16 protein-coding genes are annotated in these 17,668 nt (G+C 65.2%); 13 read left to right on the top strand and 3 right to left on the bottom strand.

Translation table 11 applies throughout. The features are described 5' to 3' along the window. Positions 1–61 precede the first annotated feature (61 nt). The 4 genes from thrS to pdxS all read left to right on the top strand — a co-directional run bounded on the left by thrS (position 62) and on the right by pdxS (position 4,361). Positions 62–2,071, top strand: coding sequence for a threonine--tRNA ligase (thrS, locus tag AC3A4Z_RS03160; RefSeq protein ID WP_493968941.1), 2,010 nt, complete (start codon positions 62–64; stop codon positions 2,069–2,071). Positions 2,072–2,088: 17 nt separating this feature from the next. After that, the gene (locus AC3A4Z_RS03155) at positions 2,089–2,676 is read left to right on the top strand and encodes an HIT family protein (protein ID WP_091419818.1); all 588 of its coding nucleotides are present in this window, start codon (positions 2,089–2,091) and stop codon (positions 2,674–2,676) included. Beyond that, the gene (gene pgsA, locus AC3A4Z_RS03150; RefSeq protein WP_498709984.1) at positions 2,666–3,289 is read left to right on the top strand and encodes a phosphatidylinositol phosphate synthase; all 624 of its coding nucleotides are present in this window, start codon (positions 2,666–2,668) and stop codon (positions 3,287–3,289) included. The genes AC3A4Z_RS03155 and pgsA overlap by 11 nt, the downstream gene beginning before the upstream one ends. Positions 3,290–3,434: 145 nt before the next feature. Next, the gene (pdxS, locus tag AC3A4Z_RS03145; RefSeq protein ID WP_498709982.1) at positions 3,435–4,361 is read left to right on the top strand and encodes a pyridoxal 5'-phosphate synthase lyase subunit PdxS; all 927 of its coding nucleotides are present in this window, start codon (positions 3,435–3,437) and stop codon (positions 4,359–4,361) included. 223 nt (positions 4,362–4,584) lie between these two features. Here the strand turns inward: pdxS and AC3A4Z_RS03140 are convergent, their stop codons facing one another. After that, positions 4,585–6,597 (bottom strand): M3 family metallopeptidase, encoded by a 2,013-nt coding sequence (locus AC3A4Z_RS03140; protein WP_498709981.1) that lies wholly within the window; start codon positions 6,595–6,597, stop codon positions 4,585–4,587. A 75-nt stretch (positions 6,598–6,672) separates the two neighbouring features. On the opposite strand from AC3A4Z_RS03140, the gene AC3A4Z_RS03135 reads away from it, so the two are divergent. Next, positions 6,673–7,950: a CapA family protein gene (locus tag AC3A4Z_RS03135; protein ID WP_498709979.1), complete on the top strand. Its 1,278-nt coding sequence runs from the start codon at positions 6,673–6,675 to the stop codon at positions 7,948–7,950. Between the two features lie 69 nt (positions 7,951–8,019). Here the strand turns inward: AC3A4Z_RS03135 and AC3A4Z_RS03130 are convergent, their stop codons facing one another. Next, positions 8,020–8,772 carry a type 1 glutamine amidotransferase gene (locus AC3A4Z_RS03130; protein WP_498709977.1) on the bottom strand — a complete coding sequence of 251 codons (753 nt, stop codon included), beginning with the start codon at positions 8,770–8,772 and terminating at the stop codon, positions 8,020–8,022. Continuing rightward, positions 8,769–10,061, bottom strand: coding sequence for a MurT ligase domain-containing protein (locus AC3A4Z_RS03125; RefSeq protein WP_498709976.1), 1,293 nt, complete (start codon positions 10,059–10,061; stop codon positions 8,769–8,771). The genes AC3A4Z_RS03130 and AC3A4Z_RS03125 overlap by 4 nt, the downstream gene beginning before the upstream one ends. A gap of 90 nt (positions 10,062–10,151) precedes the next feature. On the opposite strand from AC3A4Z_RS03125, the gene pdxT reads away from it, so the two are divergent. The 8 genes from pdxT (at position 10,152) to secF (ending at position 17,555) form a co-directional block, all read left to right on the top strand. Then, on the top strand, positions 10,152–10,862 hold the full coding sequence (gene pdxT, locus AC3A4Z_RS03120) for a pyridoxal 5'-phosphate synthase glutaminase subunit PdxT (protein WP_498709974.1): 711 nt from the start codon (positions 10,152–10,154) through the stop codon (positions 10,860–10,862). 3 nt (positions 10,863–10,865) lie between these two features. Next, on the top strand, positions 10,866–11,621 hold the full coding sequence (locus AC3A4Z_RS03115) for a YebC/PmpR family DNA-binding transcriptional regulator (protein WP_498709972.1): 756 nt from the start codon (positions 10,866–10,868) through the stop codon (positions 11,619–11,621). 32 nt (positions 11,622–11,653) lie between these two features. Beyond that, a complete protein-coding gene (ruvC, locus tag AC3A4Z_RS03110) occupies positions 11,654–12,232 on the top strand; it encodes a crossover junction endodeoxyribonuclease RuvC (protein ID WP_498709970.1) in 579 nt (192 codons plus the stop codon). Between the two features lie 98 nt (positions 12,233–12,330). Continuing rightward, positions 12,331–12,975 (top strand): Holliday junction branch migration protein RuvA, encoded by a 645-nt coding sequence (ruvA, locus tag AC3A4Z_RS03105; RefSeq protein WP_498709969.1) that lies wholly within the window; start codon positions 12,331–12,333, stop codon positions 12,973–12,975. After that, a complete protein-coding gene (gene ruvB / locus AC3A4Z_RS03100) occupies positions 12,968–14,056 on the top strand; it encodes a Holliday junction branch migration DNA helicase RuvB (RefSeq protein WP_498709967.1) in 1,089 nt (362 codons plus the stop codon). Before ruvA ends, ruvB begins: the two co-directional genes overlap by 8 nt. 209 nt (positions 14,057–14,265) lie before the next feature. Further along, positions 14,266–14,676, top strand: coding sequence for a preprotein translocase subunit YajC (yajC, locus tag AC3A4Z_RS03095; RefSeq protein WP_493968953.1), 411 nt, complete (start codon positions 14,266–14,268; stop codon positions 14,674–14,676). Positions 14,677–14,778: 102 nt separating this feature from the next. Continuing rightward, on the top strand, positions 14,779–16,539 hold the full coding sequence (gene secD, locus AC3A4Z_RS03090) for a protein translocase subunit SecD (RefSeq protein ID WP_498709965.1): 1,761 nt from the start codon (positions 14,779–14,781) through the stop codon (positions 16,537–16,539). Next, positions 16,539–17,555 (top strand): protein translocase subunit SecF, encoded by a 1,017-nt coding sequence (secF, locus tag AC3A4Z_RS03085; protein WP_498709963.1) that lies wholly within the window; start codon positions 16,539–16,541, stop codon positions 17,553–17,555. The genes secD and secF overlap by 1 nt, the downstream gene beginning before the upstream one ends. The last annotated feature ends 113 nt before the right edge of the window (positions 17,556–17,668 follow it).

Genomic DNA, 17,668 nt, shown 5'->3' with positions numbered 1-17,668 from the left:
GCTGGCTGTGGTCCCCGTATGCCACAAGCTATGAAGCCTTAACTTTGAATAGGAGACACCCGTGTCAGATGCCCAGCAGATCACCCTTCTCGTCGATGGCGAAGAGACCAAGGTGACTACCGGGACAACCGGTGCGGAACTCTTCTTTGAGCGCCGTGATGTTGTAGTGGCCCGCGTCAATGGCGAGCTGAAGGACCTGGACCAGGAACTGCCGGAAGGCGCCGAGGTTGAGGGCGTCACCATCGATTCCCCGGACGGGCTGAATGTCCTCCGCCACTCCACGGCCCACGTTATGGCCCAGGCTGTCCAGCAGTTGCGCCCCGATGCCAAGCTGGGCATCGGCCCGTACATCGCTGACGGGTTCTACTTCGACTTCGATGTCGCTGAACCCTTCACCCCCGAGGACCTCAAAACCCTCGAAAAGATGATGCTCAAGATCGTCAACCAGAACCAGAAGTTCGTCCGCCGTGTGGTCTCCGAGGACGAAGCGCGCGAAGCGATGAAAAACGAGCCGTACAAGCTCGAGCTCCTGGGCAAGAAGAACGAGGCCGCCGAGGCCGGCGAGGGCGTCAACGTCGAGGTCGGCGCCGGCGACATCACCATCTACGACAACGTAGAGCGCAAGGAAGGGACCACCGTCTGGTGCGATCTGTGCCGCGGCCCGCATTTGCCCAACACCAAGATGATCTCCAACGCCTTCGCCCTCACCCGGTCGTCGTCGGCCTACTGGCTGGGCAACCAGAAGAACCAGCAGCTGCAGCGGATCTACGGCACCGCCTGGCCCACCAAGGAGGCCCTCAAGGCCTACCAGGAACGCCTTGCCGAAGCTGAGCGCCGCGACCACCGCAAGCTCGGCTCCGAACTGGACCTGTTCTCCTTCCCGGATGAACTCGGTTCAGGCCTTCCCGTCTTCCACCCCAAGGGCGGCATCATCCGCAAGGAGATGGAGGACTACTCGCGGCAGCGCCACGTTGAAGCAGGCTACGAGTTCGTCTACACGCCGCACATCACCAAGGGCCACCTCTACGAAGTGTCCGGCCACCTCGACTGGTACAAGGACGGCATGTTCCCCGCGATGCGGGTGGATGAGGAACTCAACGAGGACGGCAGCATCCGCAAGCCGGCGCAGGACTATTACCTGAAGCCGATGAACTGCCCCATGCACAACCTCATCTTCCGGTCGCGCGGGCGCTCCTACCGTGAACTGCCGCTGCGCCTGTTCGAATTCGGCTCGGTCTACCGGTACGAGAAGTCCGGCGTGGTGCATGGCCTGACGCGTGTCCGCGGCATGACGCAGGACGACGCCCACATCTACTGCACCCGCGAGCAGATGAAGGACGAACTTACCAAGACCCTGACCTTCGTCCTGGACCTGCTCAAGGACTACGGGCTGAATGACTTCTACCTGGAACTGTCCACCAAGGACCCGGAAAAGTACGTCGGCGAGGACGCCGCCTGGGAGGAAGCCACCAGGACCCTGGCCGAGGTTGCACAGGAATCCGGGCTGGAACTCGTTCCGGATCCGGGCGGAGCGGCCTTCTACGGCCCCAAGATCTCCGTCCAGGCCAAGGACGCGCTGGGCCGCACCTGGCAGATGTCCACCATCCAGCTGGACTTCAACCTGCCTGAACGCTTCGAGCTGGAATTCCAGGCCGCCGACGGCACCCGCCAGCGTCCCGTGATGATCCACCGTGCGCTGTTCGGTTCGGTGGAGCGGTTCATGGGTGTGCTCACCGAGCACTATGCCGGAGCCTTCCCCGCATGGCTTGCACCCGTTCAGGTGGTCGGAATTCCGGTGGCGGAGACGTTCAACGAGTACATGTTCGACGTCGTCGATCAGCTTAAGGCGGCAGGCATCCGTGCGGAGGTGGACACCTCCTCGGACCGGTTCCCCAAGAAGATCCGCACAGCCAGCAAGGACAAGATCCCGTTTGTGCTCATCGCCGGCGGCGATGACGCCGAGGCGGGTGCGGTCTCCTTCCGCTTCCGCGATGGAAGCCAGGACAACGGCGTGCCCGTGGCCGAGGCAGTCAAGCGGATCACGGAAGCCGTCCGGAACCGGACCAGCTAGCGAAACGGAACAATACGGTGCAGGAGAACACAGGCGCAGGGTATCCGGGGGATGCCGGCGTTACCGACGACTTTGACCTCGCCGGTGTCCCGGACGCCTTCCAGCGCCTGTGGACTCCGCACCGGATGGCCTACATCAAAGGCGGCCAGCACCAGTTCAAAAACGAAAACGACTGCCCGTTCTGCGTTGGGCCGGCACGTACCGATGAGGAAGCACTCATCGTCTACCGGGGAAAGACCTGCTACGTAGTACTGAACCTTTTTCCGTACAACCCCGGGCATCTCCTGGTCTGCCCGTACCGCCACGTCCCGGACTACACGGACCTGACGGTGGAGGAGACGGCCGAGTTTGCCGAGCTGACCCAGACCGCCATGCGGGTCCTGCGGAAAGTGTCGAATCCAGGCGGTTTCAACCTGGGGATGAACCAGGGCGTGGTGGGCGGGGCCGGTATAGCCGCGCACCTCCACCAGCACATCGTTCCCCGATGGGGCGGCGACGGGAACTTCTTCCCCATCATCGCCCAGACCAAGGCGATAACGCAGACCCTCGATGAGGTCCGCCAGCAGGTCGCTGACGCCTGGCCCGGGGAGACGGATGCTGAATAAGCACGCGCGCGGGTTCTTCACGGCCCTGTTCACCCCGTTTGCCCGCTGGCTCCTTCGCATAGGCGTTTCACCCGACGCCGTCACGATCATCGGCACGGCCGGTGTAGTGGTGGGGGCCCTGGTCTTCTACCCCTTGGGCCAGCTCTGGTGGGGCACCCTGTTCATCACCGCGTTTATCTTCTCCGACGTCCTGGACGGCATCATGGCCAGGATGCAGGCGGTGGGCGGCCGCTGGGGCAACTTCCTCGACTCCACCCTGGACAGGATCGCCGACGGAGCCCTGTTCGCTGGGCTCGCCGTATGGTTCTTCACCGGCGGAGCCAACGTCCCCATCGCGATGATGGCCACCGTCTGCCTTGTCCTGGGCATGGTGGTCTCCTACGCCCGGGCAAAAGCCGAGTCCCTGGGTTTCACCGCGAACGTCGGCATCGCCGAACGTGCGGAGCGCCTGGTTTCGGTTCTGGTGGTCACCGGATTTACCGGTCTGGGGCTGCCGAGCGTGGTCTTGCTGGTGACGCTTTCGCTGCTCGCCCTCGCCAGCCTCATCACGGTGGTCCAGCGCGTGGCTTCGGTGCGCCGCCAGGCTCTTGCGGAACCGTCCCCGGCGGATTAACACGAATTGAGCCGGCCGGCCGCGGTGAGACTAGTATTAGGACTGCCCGGTCAATGGATCCGGCAACCCGGTGTGTGTAAACATGGCATCTCCTTGCCGCCCTGCACGCCCGGCGAAGGTCATCTATCTACCCATAGGGGTTTTTGTGTCTACACCTGATGTAAGCAACGAGGCCGGTTCGTCCGCGAACAGCGTCACGGGCAGCAGCCGCGTGAAGCGGGGCATGGCTGAGATGCTCAAGGGCGGCGTCATCATGGACGTCGTCAACGTCGAGCAGGCCCGCATCGCCGAAGATGCCGGTGCCGTTGCTGTGATGGCGCTGGAACGCGTTCCGGCCGATATCCGTGCCCAGGGCGGCGTGTCCCGCATGTCCGATCCGGACATGATCGACCAGATCATCGACGCCGTGTCCATCCCGGTCATGGCCAAGGCCCGCATCGGCCACTTCGTCGAAGCCCAGGTCCTGCAGTCCCTCGGCGTGGACTACATCGACGAGTCCGAGGTCCTCACCCCGGCCGACTACGTCAATCACATCGACAAATGGAAGTTCAAGGTCCCGTTCGTCTGTGGCGCCACCAACCTAGGTGAGGCGCTGCGCCGCATCAACGAGGGCGCGGCGATGATCCGCTCCAAGGGCGAGGCCGGCACCGGCGACGTCTCCAACGCCACCGGGCACATGCGCCAGATCCGCTCCGAGATCGCCAAGCTCGCGGCCCTGCCCGAGGACGAGCTCTACGTCGCGGCCAAGGAACTGCAGGCCCCGTACGAACTGGTCAAGGAAGTCGCCGCTGCCGGCAAGCTTCCGGTGGTGCTGTTCACCGCCGGCGGCATCGCCACCCCGTCCGACGCCGCCATGATGATGCAGCTCGGCGCGGACGGCGTATTCGTCGGCTCCGGCATCTTCAAGTCCGGCAACCCCGCCCAGCGCGCCGCCGCCGTCGTGAAGGCCACCACCTTCTTCGACGACCCGGACGTCATCGCCAAGGCCTCCCGCGGCCTGGGCGAAGCCATGGTGGGCATCAACGTCGACGAGATCCCCCAGCCGCACCGCCTCGCCGAGCGCGGCTGGTAGTCTCTCTCCGTTGTGGCGCCGGACGGAGCGATCCTCTGCGTGCTATTCCCCGCCTCCCGCTGCCGCCATACTGGCGCTAGTTGGGGGCGGGGCCCCTTTTACGCACGCTGCCGGACCGCACCGCCCGTCGCCTTGCTTTCAGTAGTAACGACGCCGGTTCCTCACCTCTTTCTGGTGGGGGACCGCGTCGTACGTCTTTAAGGGGGTGCGGGGTGTGGGGCGGCTACTCCAGGCCGCGGCGTTTTAGGAGGGGTTCCAGTTTGGCTTCGCGGCCCCGGAGGGCTCGGAAGGAGTCGAGGGGGTCCCGGCTGTTTCCGCGGGACAGGAGCTCCTGCCGGAATCGTTCGCCATTGGCCCGGGACAAGCCGCCGTTCTCGGTGAACCAGTCCACGGTTTCGGCGTCAAGTACCTCGCTCCAGATGTAGGAGTAGTAGCCGGCCGCGTAGCCCGCGCCGGCAAAAACGTGCTGGAAGTATCCGGTGCGGTAGCGCGGCGGAATCAGTGCATGGGCGATGCCGGCGGCCGCCAGGGATTTGTCCTCGAAAGCCACGGCGTCCTCAGGAACCTCGGCGGCTCCCAGGACGTGCCAGGCCAGGTCCAGCAGGGCGGCGCCCAGATACTCGGTGGTAGCAAAGCCTTCACCCCACAGCCGCGATTCGTTGAGTTTGTCCACGATGTCCTGCGGGAGCGGCTCCCCGGTTTTGTAGTGTTTCGCGTAGTTGGCGAGCACCTCCGGCCACATGATCCACATCTCGTTGACCTGGGACGGGTACTCCACAAAGTCGCGGGGGACAGCAGTGCCGGAGAACCTCGGATAGGTCACGTTGGAGAACAGTCCGTGCAGGGCATGGCCGAACTCGTGGAACGTGGTCCGCAGCTCGTCGAGGGTCAGCAGCGTGGGTTCGCCTGCCGGCGGCTTGGAGATGTTCAGGTTGTTGATGACCACGGGTGCGGTTCCGAGCAGCTCCGATTGTTCCACCAGGGAATTCATCCAGGCACCGCCGCGCTTGGACTCGCGCGTGTAGTAGTCGCCCAGGAACAGTCCCAAAACACTGCCGTCCGCGTTCCGTACCTCCCAGGCGCGGACATCCGGGTGGTAGCCAACAAGGTCTGTCCGCTCGTGGAAGGTGATGCCGTACAGGGACGTTGCGGCGAAGAAGACGCCGTCCGTGAGGACCCGTTCCAACTCGAAATACGGGCGGAGTGCCTGCTCGTCCACTTCGAATTTTTCCCGTCGGACTTTTGCGGAGCAGTAGGCCCAGTCCCAGGCCTCCAGAGGGTGGCCTGCTGCCTCGGCAAGGGCTGCCGCCTCGCGGTCGGCATTGCGGACAGCGGCCGGCGCCATCCGGTTCAGCATCGACTGGACCGCCGCGAAATCGGGCGCGGTTTGGCGGTCCACCACCAGTTCCGCGTAGTTGGCGAAGCCCAGCAGGGCGGCCTTTTCGGCGCGGAGGCCCGCCATGGATCTCGCGAGATCCAGGACGTCAAGGGGGCCGCCGCTGCTTCCGCGCGCCACCGAAGCTTCAAAGAGCCGACGCCGGATGTCCCGGTTTTCGAGGACGGCCAGGGCAGGCTGGTTTGTGGGCTGGATCAGCGTCAGGAGGAACCTCCCATCCTGCCCTGCAGTACGCGCAGCTTCTGCGGCCCGTGCCACGTCGTCGGCAGGCATGCCGGCCAGGTCCCCGGCGTCATCCAGCAGGAGGGCCGCCGACTTCATCCCTTCCTTGACCCGCTGGCCGAATTCGGTGCCCATCCGGGAGAGTTCCGCGTTGAGCTCCCTGAGCCGCTCCTGCCCGGCCTCGTCCAGCTGGATGCCGGACTGCCGGAATTCCTTCACATACTCTTCCACCAGGCGTTCGGACTCCGCATCCAGGCCGGACGTGTCGATGGCAGCGAAGCGTTCGTACAGCGCCCGGTTCAGGAACACTTCGTCCTGGTGGGCTGAAAAGCGCGGGGACAGTTCTGTTTCAAGATCCCGGATCTCATCCGTCGCGTCCGCGGAAACCAGGGTGAAGAACGCGGCAGATACCCTCTGCAGCAGCTGGCCGGACCGCTCCATCGCCACCGCCGTGTTCTCGAAGCCGGCCGGTTCCGGGTTTTCCGTAATGGCCCGGATTTCGGCAAGGTGCTCCGCGAATCCGGCCTCGGCTGCCTCGGCATAGTGCGAGACCTGGATTTCGCCGAACGGCGGCAGGCCGAACGGAAGCGGGCTGGGTTGAAGCAGGGGGTTTGTCATGCGGTAAATCTTCCACACGGGGCACACCTTCTCAACGACCCAAAATGCCCGTGGCGCGTGGTGACAGTACCTACAATGACCGCTATGGGGATTAGTTGGGGTGGCGCCGCCGTGCGCGCCCGCGCCACCGCCTGCGCAGTGTTCGCAGCTGCCGCCCTGGCGGGCTGCGGTTTGGTGGCTGAGCAGGCCGGGCAAACACCCCGGCCCGCTGTGTCCGGTTCCCACCTACCCGGTTCAGGAACGTCAACTGCCGCAGCTCCGGCCCCCAGCCCGACGCCCACGCCCACTCCCACACCTGGCAAGGGCCCGGCCTGCCCCATGTTGCGGTGCACCTCGGTGCTGGTTACGGGCGACATGCTGGTCAACACCCAGCTCTGGCAGCAGGCGCAGCAGGATGCGGCGGCAGCAGGCAAACCCGGCTTCGACTTTGTGCCCCTGCTCGAAGGCCAACGGCGGTACATCAACCACAGCGACCTTGCCATCTGCCACCAGGAAACACCTGTGGCCGGTCCGGAAGGTCCGTTCTCGGCGTATCCGTCCTTCAACGTCCCGCCGCAGATCATCGCCGCCTCGAAGGACGTGGGCTACCATGCATGCACCACCGCGAGCAATCACACCATCGACCGCGGCACCGATGGTCTGCTGCGCACGCTTGATTCCCTCGATGCCGCCGGCCTTAAGCACACTGGCTCATACCGGACGGAAACTGAGTCCCAGGGGATCCTGATCATGCAGACGCCGGCCGCGAAAGTCGCCATCATCGAGGCTGCGTACGGACTCAACGGACTGGTCCCCGACTACCCATGGCAAGTTGACATGCTGGACGCCCCGGCCATGATCGCCAAGGCCGTGAAGGCCCGGGAACTCGGGGCGGACATCGTCCTGGGCGGGATGCATGCCGGTGAAGAGTACGCGGGTGAACCGAATGCGCAGCAGCAGGAGGTTGCGCACGCGCTGGTGGACAGCGGGCAGTTCAACCTGATCTACGGACACCACACCCACTCGGTGCTGCCGATCGAAAACTACAAAGGCACCTGGATCGTCTACGGCCTCGGCAACGGCATCACCGAACTTTCACCCTGGTACGTAGTCAACAACGAGGGACTGCTGGTCAGGGTGCAGTTTGGCCAGGACGCCGCCGGGAAATGGTCATCCACGGACCTCGCGTGGGCGCCGTCGGTCATGGTCCGCGATCCGTACCGCTGGTGTTCGGTCGCTGCAGACGCGCCGCAGGGGCCCTGTGCCGGGCCGGAAGCCGACGCCGCCACCAGGCAGCGGACCAGCAGCGTGGTGGAGTCGCGCGGAGCAGCAGCGGCAGGCGCCCACGAGCTCCTGATCAGCCGCGAACCCTAAGCTTCTCCGGGGAGGGCAAGCGCCGCCGTCGGCTGCTCGATAACGGGGTAACGCGGGACGGCAGGGTCATCAGCGCGGGCGGCGCGCCGCGTGCTCCCTGGCCAGTTCGGCGAAATGGTCGTCCGGGTGGCCCGGCTCGAACGTCCCGAATTTCCGCTCGGCGGCGGTGCGGATCAGGAAATCGGCAATCGCCGGGTTCTTGGGCAGCAGCGAGCCGTGCAGGTAGCTCGCCACGATGTTCCGGTAGCGGGCGCCTTCGTGGCCGTCGCTGCTGTTGTTGCCGGTGCCCTTGGCAACGGTGCCCAGGGGCCGTACTCCGCTGCCAAGCCGGGTCTGGCCACTGTGGTTCTCATATCCAAGCACTTCGCCGAACTCCGGGGTGGCCACCTTGACGTTGCCGATCAGCCGTTCGTCGGTTCCGTGGGTTTCCACGTCCAGGACGCCGATGCCGGGGATGACTGCGCCGGTACGCGTTTTGAAAAAGTGTCCGAAAAGTTGGTAAAGCCCGCAGATCACCAGCATCGGGGCGCCGTCCTCGGCGAGGTCCTTCAACGTTCCGGCCCGCGCCTGGAGGTCGTCCTGGATGACCAGTTGTCCGCTGTCCTGGCCGCCGCCACCCACAATGATGTCCACGTCCGCTGGGAACGGATCGCCCACGTTGTATTCGAGCAGTTCGGGGGTGTAGCCGTGCCAGTGGAGCCGCTGCTGCAGCACCAGCGCGTTGCCCCAGTCACCGTAAATGTTCATGTCCCGCGGATACAGCTGCACCACCCGGAGGGTGCCCTTGCTCGCGTTCGCGGAATCCGCGCCTGCCTGGCTCAAGAGACAACCTCCACGGTGGTGATTTTGGACAGCTCGCGCCGGATCGCCAGCATGGCGGTGTAGGTGCAGAACACGCGCTTGGGTTTGCCCTTGGCTTCCCTGATGAAGGCGGCGAGGGCCGGCGCGATCTCCGTTTCGACGGCGCCGATCGGGACGTCGTCGTACTGCAGCCGCAGCGCCATATCATAGGCGCGCGATCCGGTCACCTGGTCCACTCCGCCTTCGCGCAGGGAATCGAATTCCACGTCCCACAGCCAGGACATGTCCCGGCCATCGGCGTAGTTGTCATTGATGGCGATCATCGTGGCGTAGCCGCCGGCCGGAAAGGACTTCAGTCCCAATCGGAAGCCACTCGGGTTCTTCACCAGGACGAGGTCCAGCGGCTGCCCGTCCACAGTGAGGCTCTCGCCGCGGCCGAACGCCGGCTCAACCTTGGACAGTGCCTCCAGCAGGGTGGCATGGTCAGCGGTGGCTGCCCCGCCGCCGCAAATGCTGCGCGCAAGCGTCAGCGCCGCCGCCGCATTAAAGATGTTGTACACCCCGCGCAGCTTCATGCCCGTGGTGACAGTGCCGCCGTCGTACTCGAACTCGGCGCTGTGCGCGCCTACCTTGCGGAGTACGACGTCGGCTGCGGGCTTCTCCGGCAGGTTCGCCGGGGCGGGACTTCCGGGAGCGGCGCGCATGTCGTCGTCGTTGGGGAAGGTTCCCAGCAGCGAATCGTCCAGGCCGAAGTACTTGACGTCCTGCCCGGTCAGCGTCGCCGCGATCCGGGCAACGCGGGGATCCTCACGGTTCAGGACCACGGTCCCTGTGGTTTTTGCGGCGATGTGCTGGAGCAGCTGTGCGGTTTTGTCGATCTCGCCGAACCGGTCCAGCTGGTCGCGCAGGACGTTCAGGAGGAGGCAGTAGCGCGGGGGGACGCTGTTAACGAAATGCACGGCGTGGGCCTCGTCCAGTTCCAGGACCGCGACGTCGGCGTCGAGCCGGCCGCGCCAGTCCACCTCGCCGAGCAGGGCCGCCGCCACGCCCCGGGTGAAATTGCTGCCGGTGCGGTTGGTGAAAACCTTCAACCCCTGGCTCTCCAGCAGTTCCACCACCATCTTGGTGGTTGTGGTTTTGCCGTTCGTGCCGCTGACGACGGCGACGCCGTGGGGGAGGGTGGTGAGTGTGCGCCGCATAAAGCCGGGATCGATTTTTTCGACCACCAGCCCTGGAAAGGCAGACCCGCCACCCCGGAGCCGGGAGGCCCGGCGGACAAGCTTGCCGAGCGGAACGCTGAAGGAGAACATGGTTCGAATATATCCCAGCAACGGCATACAGCTGCTGCCGGGGACGTGCTTGCGGACGGCCGGAAAGCCTCGGAGCCGTATGCTGGATGGATGACAAATTCCCTTTCAGCTGCTTCCGCGCGCATTGGATCCGGTCTGCGGATCGGCGTGCTGGCGCTCCAAGGTGACTTCCGCGAACACCTCCGGGCCATCGAAGCGACCGGCGCGGAGGCCATGGGTATCCGCCGCCCCAAGGAGCTGGACGGCCTGGACGGCCTGGTTATTCCTGGGGGCGAATCCACCGCCATTGACAAGCTCGCCCGCGCTTTCGACCTGGCCGAACCGCTCAAGGAACGCATTGCCGGCGGCCTGCCGGTGTACGGGTCCTGCGCCGGCATGATCCTGCTGGCCTCTGATATCGCCGATCCGGCCACGGACCTTTCCGGCGCTCCGCAGCAGACGTTCGGTGGACTGGACATCACCGTGCGCCGCAACGCGTTCGGCCGGCAGCGCGAGTCATTCGAGACGGACCTGGACTTCAAGGGACTGGACTTCAGTGCCACGGAATCCGGCGTTCCACCCGTCCACGCCGTCTTCATCCGCGGACCGTGGGTAGAGCGCACGGGGCCGGACGTGGAAATCCTTGCCCAGGTGGAGCCGGCTGATCCGGAGCACGCGTCCCACGCCGTCCCGCTGCCCGGGACGGCTAGAATTGTTGCAGTGCGTTCAGGCCGGCTGCTGGCCACCTCCTTCCACCCGGAAGTGACGGGGGAGAAACGCGTACACGAACTTTTTATCCGCATGATCAGAGGAGAAGCGTAAAGCATGTCAGGCCACTCCAAATGGGCGACGACCAAGCACAAGAAGGCGATCATTGACAGCCGCCGCGCAAAGTCGTTCGCCAAGCTGATCAAGAACATCGAAGTTGCCGCGCGGATGGGCGGCCCGGACCTCGCCGGCAACCCCGGCCTGGAACTGGCCGTGACCAAGGCGAAGAAGACCTCGGTTCCCAACGACAACATCGACCGTGCCATCAAGCGCGGCGCCGGCCTCACCGGCGAAGTGGTGGACTACACCGAAATCATGTACGAAGCCCGCGGCCCCCAGGGCTCCGCGCTGCTGATCGAGTGCCTCACGGACAACAAGAACCGTGCCGCCTCCGAGGTGCGCCTGGCCATTTCGCGCAACGGCGGCACCATCGCCGATCCCGGCTCGGTGAGCTACCTCTTCGCCCGCAAGGGCGTTGTCACGCTGCCCAAGAACGGCCTCAGCGAGGACGACGTCCTGATGGCAGTGCTCGACGCCGGCGCTGAGGAAGTCAAGGACAACGGCGATACCTTCGAGATCCACTCCGAACCCGGTGACCTGCAAGCTATCCGTGAAGCCCTCAAGGAAGCCGGCATCGAGTACGACACCGACGAGGTGGAGTTCGTCCCATCCATGCAGGTGGAGCTCGACGTCGACGGCGCCCGCAAATTCCTCAAGCTGGCCGACGCGCTCGAAGACCTCGACGACGTCCAGAACGTCTACAGCAACGCCGACCTCAGCGACGAAGTCCAGGCTGCCCTGGAAGCAGAGTGACGCCCGGCGGTGCCTGCTGAAACCGCACGCCCGTGACGCTGCGCGTACTCGGGGTTGACCCGGGGCTGACCCGTTGCGGCATCGGCGTGGTGGACGTCGAGCGGAACAGGCGGGCCACCATGGTGGCCGTGGGCGTGGTGGGTACTTCGCCGGAGGAGACGCTGGACCAGCGGCTCCTGGTGATTGCCTTGGCCATCGACGAGTGGCTGGACCGCTACGAGCCCCAGGTGCTCGCCGTCGAACGTGTCTTCTCCCAGCTCAACGTCAGCACGGTGATGGGCGTGGCCCAGGCGTCGGGCGTGGTGATTGCCGCCGCCGCCCGCCGGGGAATCCCCGTGGCGCTGCACACGCCGTCGGAAGTTAAAGCGGCGGTGACCGGCAGCGGTTCCTCCAACAAGGATGCGGTGACCAAACTGGTCACCAAGATCCTTCGGCTGGATGCGCCGCCGCGCCCGGCCGACGCCGCAGACGCTTTGGCCCTGGCCATCACCCACGCATGGCGGGCAGGCAGCGGCGCTTCTGTCGCCACCACGGGACCCGGCAGTTCCTCACTGACGCCTGCCCAGCGTGCGTGGGCCGAAGCGGAGGCGAAGGTGCGGCGTGGCCGCTGATTGTCCCGGCCGCTTGCTAGGGTATTCGTAGATATGTTCGGATAACCGGTCCTGCCCTCATTCCAGGTGCAGCCCGGCAGTACACCAGGAGCCCGGCCTTGATCAGTTTCCTCCGCGGAACCGTAGCGCACGTAGGCCTGTCCACGGCCGTGATTGACCTCAACGGCGCGGGAATGAGCGTTAACGCCACGCCCCAGACCCTCAGTAAGCTCCGCACCGGGGAGGAGGGCCAGCTCTTCACGTCCCTGATCGTGCGGGAGGACTCGCTCACGCTTTTCGGCTTCGCGTCCGACGACGAGCGGGAAGTTTTCGACATCCTGCTCAGTGTCAGCGGGGTTGGCCCCCGGCTGGCGCTGGCCGTCCTTGCTGTCCATGATCCGGAGGCCATCCGGGTGGCGGCACACACCGGCGACAGCAAGACCTTCACCAAAGTGCCCGGCATCGGTCCCAAGGTGGCCGGCCGGATCGTCCTGGAGCTCGCAGGCAAGCTGGTGCCGCACGGCACTGCCGCTGCACCGGGGGCACCTACAGCCGCTGAGGCCGCCTGGAAACCCCAGGTGGTGGCCGCGCTGACAAGCCTCGGCTGGTCCGAAAAGGACGCCTCCTCCAGCATCGACAAGGCACTGGCGGATGACCCCGAGGTGTCTTTCCGCGGCAATGTGCCGGAAATTCTGCGGACCACCCTGCGCTGGCTCGGCCAGGACGGGGCGCGCGCCGGCAACCGTGTAGGCAGCCGTGGCTGAACCGTCCCTGGTGGCCGCGGGGGAGGAGCCGGAAGAGCGGGCCATCGAGGCCGCCCTCCGGCCCAAGAACCTCGATGACTTTGTGGGCCAGCACCGGGTGCGGAAGCAATTGTCGCTGGTGCTGCAGGCCTCCCGCATGCGCGGCCGGAGCGCAGACCACGTGCTCTTCTCGGGCCCGCCAGGGCTCGGTAAAACAACACTGGCCATGATTGTGGCATCGGAGATGAACGCGCCGCTGCGGATCAGCAGCGGCCCCGCCATCCAGCACGCCGGAGACCTCGCTGCCATCCTTTCCTCCCTCTCCGAGGGGGAGGTCCTGTTCCTGGACGAAATCCACCGGATGTCCCGGCCGGCCGAAGAAATGCTCTACATGGCCATGGAGGACTTCCGGGTGGACATCGTGGTGGGCAAGGGCGCCGGCGCCACTGCCATTCCGCTTGAACTCCCGCCGTTCACCCTCGTCGGCGCCACCACCCGCGCAGGCCTGCTGCCCGGGCCGCTGCGCGACCGGTTCGGCTTCACCGGGCACCTGGAGTTCTATTCCGTTGCCGAGCTCGAGCTTGTCCTGCGGCGCTCCGCCGGGCTGCTGGACCTGAAGGTCAACTCCGCCGGGTTCAGCGAGATCGCCGGCCGCTCCCGCGGCACACCCCGTATCGCCAACAGGCTGCTGCGGCGCGTCCGGGACTGGGCTTTGGTCCACGGAATCGAACAAATTGACGCCCGCGCCGCGTCCGCGGCGCTGGACATGTATGAGGTGGATAAGAAGGGGCTCGACCGGCTGGACCGGTCAGTCCTGGAAGCCCTGATCACCAAGTTCGGCGGCGGCCCCGTGGGCCTGTCCACCCTGGCCATCGCCGTCGGTGAAGAAACCGAGACCGTGGAGACGGTGGCGGAGCCTTTCTTGGTGCGCGAGGGGCTGCTGGGCCGCACGCCACGGGGAAGGATCGCGATGGCCCCGGCTTGGACCCACCTCGGCTACGCGATCCCGTCCGGCGTTTTCGGGCAGGAGCCGCTGGACCTTTTTGATACCGCGGGAGATGACTCCGACGGCACTGACAACTGGGTCCAGCAAAGCCAGTAGCAGGCTCCCTTCAGCTTTTCCCTTTAGACTGGTATGACGCTCGGCACGTTCGGGTCTTTGCTTCGCGGGCTGCACACGCCGCCTGCGTCGCTGGGGAAGGAACCCGTCAGGCCTCTGCCTGCCTGACAGTTCTGCCCCGGCCGGAGCGAAGCCGATGTTGCTGGAAAATCAGCTAGGCAAATAAAAGGACGGAATTCCCCTTGGATCCAATGTCAATTCTCCTGTTCGTCATGCTCGGTGTGTTCATCTTTATGATGTTCCGCCGCAACAAGAAGACGCAGCAGCAGCAGGCGGAACTCCAGTCGAAGTTCGGCCCGGGCGTCGACGTGATGACCAGTTTCGGCCTCTTCGGCCGGATCGTGGACATCGACGAGGCCGAGAACAAGGTCACCCTTGAGCTTTCCCCCGGCAACACCGCCACCGTGCACCGCCAGGCCGTCACCAAGATCGTTGAACCGGCTGTTGTTCCCGAAGCCGCTTCCCCTGCAGTCCCGGATGATGCATCCTCCATCACGGGCCAGGAAATCACCGCGCCGGAAACCGGCGCCACGGCACAGCCGGCCGAGACGCCGGACGAGACCCTGAAGCGCCTCAACGATGAGGGCAAGAAGGACAGCTAGTCCCCGTTAGCGCTTTTCCACACCTCTACGGCTGCGGAACACCGCCGGTGCCTGTAACACCTGGCACCGGCGGTTCGTCCGTGAATAAGAGAAAGATCAACAATGGCACGAACTGGCCCTAAGAAACCAGGCCTCAGGGTCCTGGTCTGGCTCGGCGTAATCATCGTCGCGCTGACCGCCGTCCTGGCCGGCGGCACCATGGCCGGGAAGGCAAGCTGGGCGCCCAAGCTGGCCCTGGACCTCGAAGGCGGCACCCAGATGATCCTGGCGCCCAAGGTTGAGGGCGGTTCGGACATCAATGAAGAACAGCTCAACCAGGCTGTGGCGATCATCCGCCAGCGCGTGGACGGTTCCGGTGTTGCCGAAGCCGAGATCAGCACCCAGTCGGGGCGCAATGTGGTGGTCAGCCTTCCGGGCACCCCGTCAAGCCAGACCCGCGACCTGATCCAGGCCTCCGCCGACATGAACTTCCGCCCTGTCCTGCTCAACGGGGCAGGCGCTCCCGTTCCGGAGGAGTCGCGGGCACCTGAGGACCAGCTGCCCAAGCCGACGGCGGAACCCGCCAACAGCAGCGACATCAACTGGATCACGCCGGAAATCTACCGCCAGTTCGAAGCCCTTGACTGCGACAACCCGTCCCAGGACGAGCAGGAACGTTCCGACCCGGCCAAGCCGCTGGTCACCTGTGAACCTGCGTCGGGAACCAACCCCGCAATCAAGTACATCCTGGGTCCCGTGGAGGTCAAGGGCAGCAACATCGTCACCTCCTCCTTCCAGCTCCAGCAGGGCGCACAGGGTGCCGTCACCAACGAGTGGGCCGTCAACATCCAGTTCGACGACGAAGGCACGGCCAAGTTCAAAGAGGTCACCGAACGCCTGAACCAGTTCTATGTCGCTGCCGGCGGGGAGTCGGGCAACGACCCCAAGGCCCAGTTCGCGATCGTGTTGGATGACCAGGTCATCTCAGCTCCGCGTTCGCTTGCCGTGATCACCGACGGCCGCCCGCAGATCACCGGCGGCTTCACGGAACAGACCGCGAAGGCGTTGTCCGACCAGCTCCGCTTCGGCGCCCTGCCCATCAGCTTCGAGATCCAGAGCGAACAGCAGATTTCCGCCACCCTCGGCGGCGAGCAGCTGCGCATGGGTCTCCTTGCCGGCCTCATCGGCCTGCTGCTGGTGGTGGTCTATTCGCTGTTCCAGTACCGGGCCCTCGGTTTTGTGACCATCGCCTCGCTCGTGGTGGCCGGCATCCTGACCTATCTGGCCATCGCCATCCTGGGCTGGACGGAAAACTACCGGCTGTCCCTGGCCGGCGTCGCGGGCATCATCGTGGCTATCGGCCAGACGGCAGACTCGTTCATCGTCTACTTCGAGCGCATCAGGGATGAGCTTCGGGAGGGACGCGGGCTGGTGTCCGCCGTCGAAAACGGCTGGAAGCGCGCCAAGCGGACCGTCCTGGCCTCGAAGGCAGTCAACCTGCTGGCGGCCCTGGTTCTGTACTTCGTGGCCGTCGGCAACGTGCGCGGCTTCGCCTTCACCCTGGGCCTGACCGCCATCGCCGACCTCATCGTGGTGTTTATGTTCACGCACCCCACGCTGCAGCTGCTGGCCCGCACCCGGTTCTTTGGTGAAGGACACCGGTTCTCCGGTCTCGATCCGAAGCGCCTTGGCGCCGTTCCGCTGTACCGCGGCGCCGGCCGCCTCAGGACCCCCGAGGACCGGCCCGCCGTCGCTGTCCGTGCCAAAAACGCGGGCGCCACGGCCGAGGCGGAACGCCGGATGACCATTGCCGAACGCCGCCTGGCGCAGAAGCAGGAAGAGCTGGCCGGCTCCTCGAAGTCTGCAGCGAAGGAGAACAAGTAATGCCAAGCTTCGCGACGTTCGGTAACGAGCTCTACACCGGCAAACGCTCCTACAACTTTGTAGGGGCCAAGAAGATCTGGTTCATCATTGCGGCCGTGGCCGTCGCCCTGTCCATCCTCATCCCGGTGGCAAAGGGCGGCTTCAACCTCGGCATCGAGTTCCGCGGCGGATCCGAGTTCACGGTCTCGAACGTGAAAACCACAGACGCCGCCCTCGGCGAGAAGGCCGTCACGGACGTGGTGGCCGGCAGCGTGCCCCGCGTCGCCAACGTGGCCGGGACCACCATGCGGATCCAGACCGACAAGCTCACCGACGATGAGACCCTTCGCATCAAGGAGGGCCTCACCACAGCCTACGGAGTCACCGATAACGAAGTGACGTCCACCTTTGTGGGACCCACCTGGGGTGCTGACGTGACCAAGCAGGCGCTGATCGGCCTGGTGATTTTTGTGCTCCTTGCCGCGGTGCTGATGGCGCTGTACTTCCGCACCTGGAAGATGTCGCTATCGGCCATCGCAGGCATGGTGGTGACGATGTTCGTCACAGCCGGGGTGTACGCCCTCAGTGACTTCGAAGTCACCCCGTCAGCCATCATCGGGTTCCTCACCGTGCTGAGCTACTCGCTCTATGACACCGTGGTGGTGTTCGACAAGATCCGTGAGAACACTGCCGAGCTCGATGCCTCAACGCGGCGCACGTTCGCGGAGGAAGTCAACCTGGCAGTGAACCAGACGCTGGTCCGCTCGATCAACACCATGATGGTGGCCATCCTGCCCGTCGGCGCCATCCTGTTCATCGGCGCCGGCCTCCTGGGGGCGGGTACGCTGCGCGACCTTTCACTCGCGCTGTTCGTCGGCATCCTGATCGGCACTGCGGCCACGATTTTTGTTGCCGCTCCGATGTACGCCTGGCTGCGCCAGAACGAGCCTGACCTCGTACGGCAGGCCAAGCGGGTTGAGCAGCGCCGTGCCGCTGCGGAGCGGTCCGCTGCTCCCGTGGAGCCGGCACAGGCCTAGGACGTTCCGTCCGGGCCGGGCAGCGTCAGAATCCTGACGCTGCCCGGCCCGTGCTGGTTTAAGCGCCGGTTATAAAAGTCGCTGCGGTGAGGAATAGACTGGGGTAATTAAAC

Source organism: Arthrobacter sp. Soil_C_49, assembly GCF_057656635.1.
This window is presented reverse-complemented; position numbering and strand designations above follow the sequence as displayed.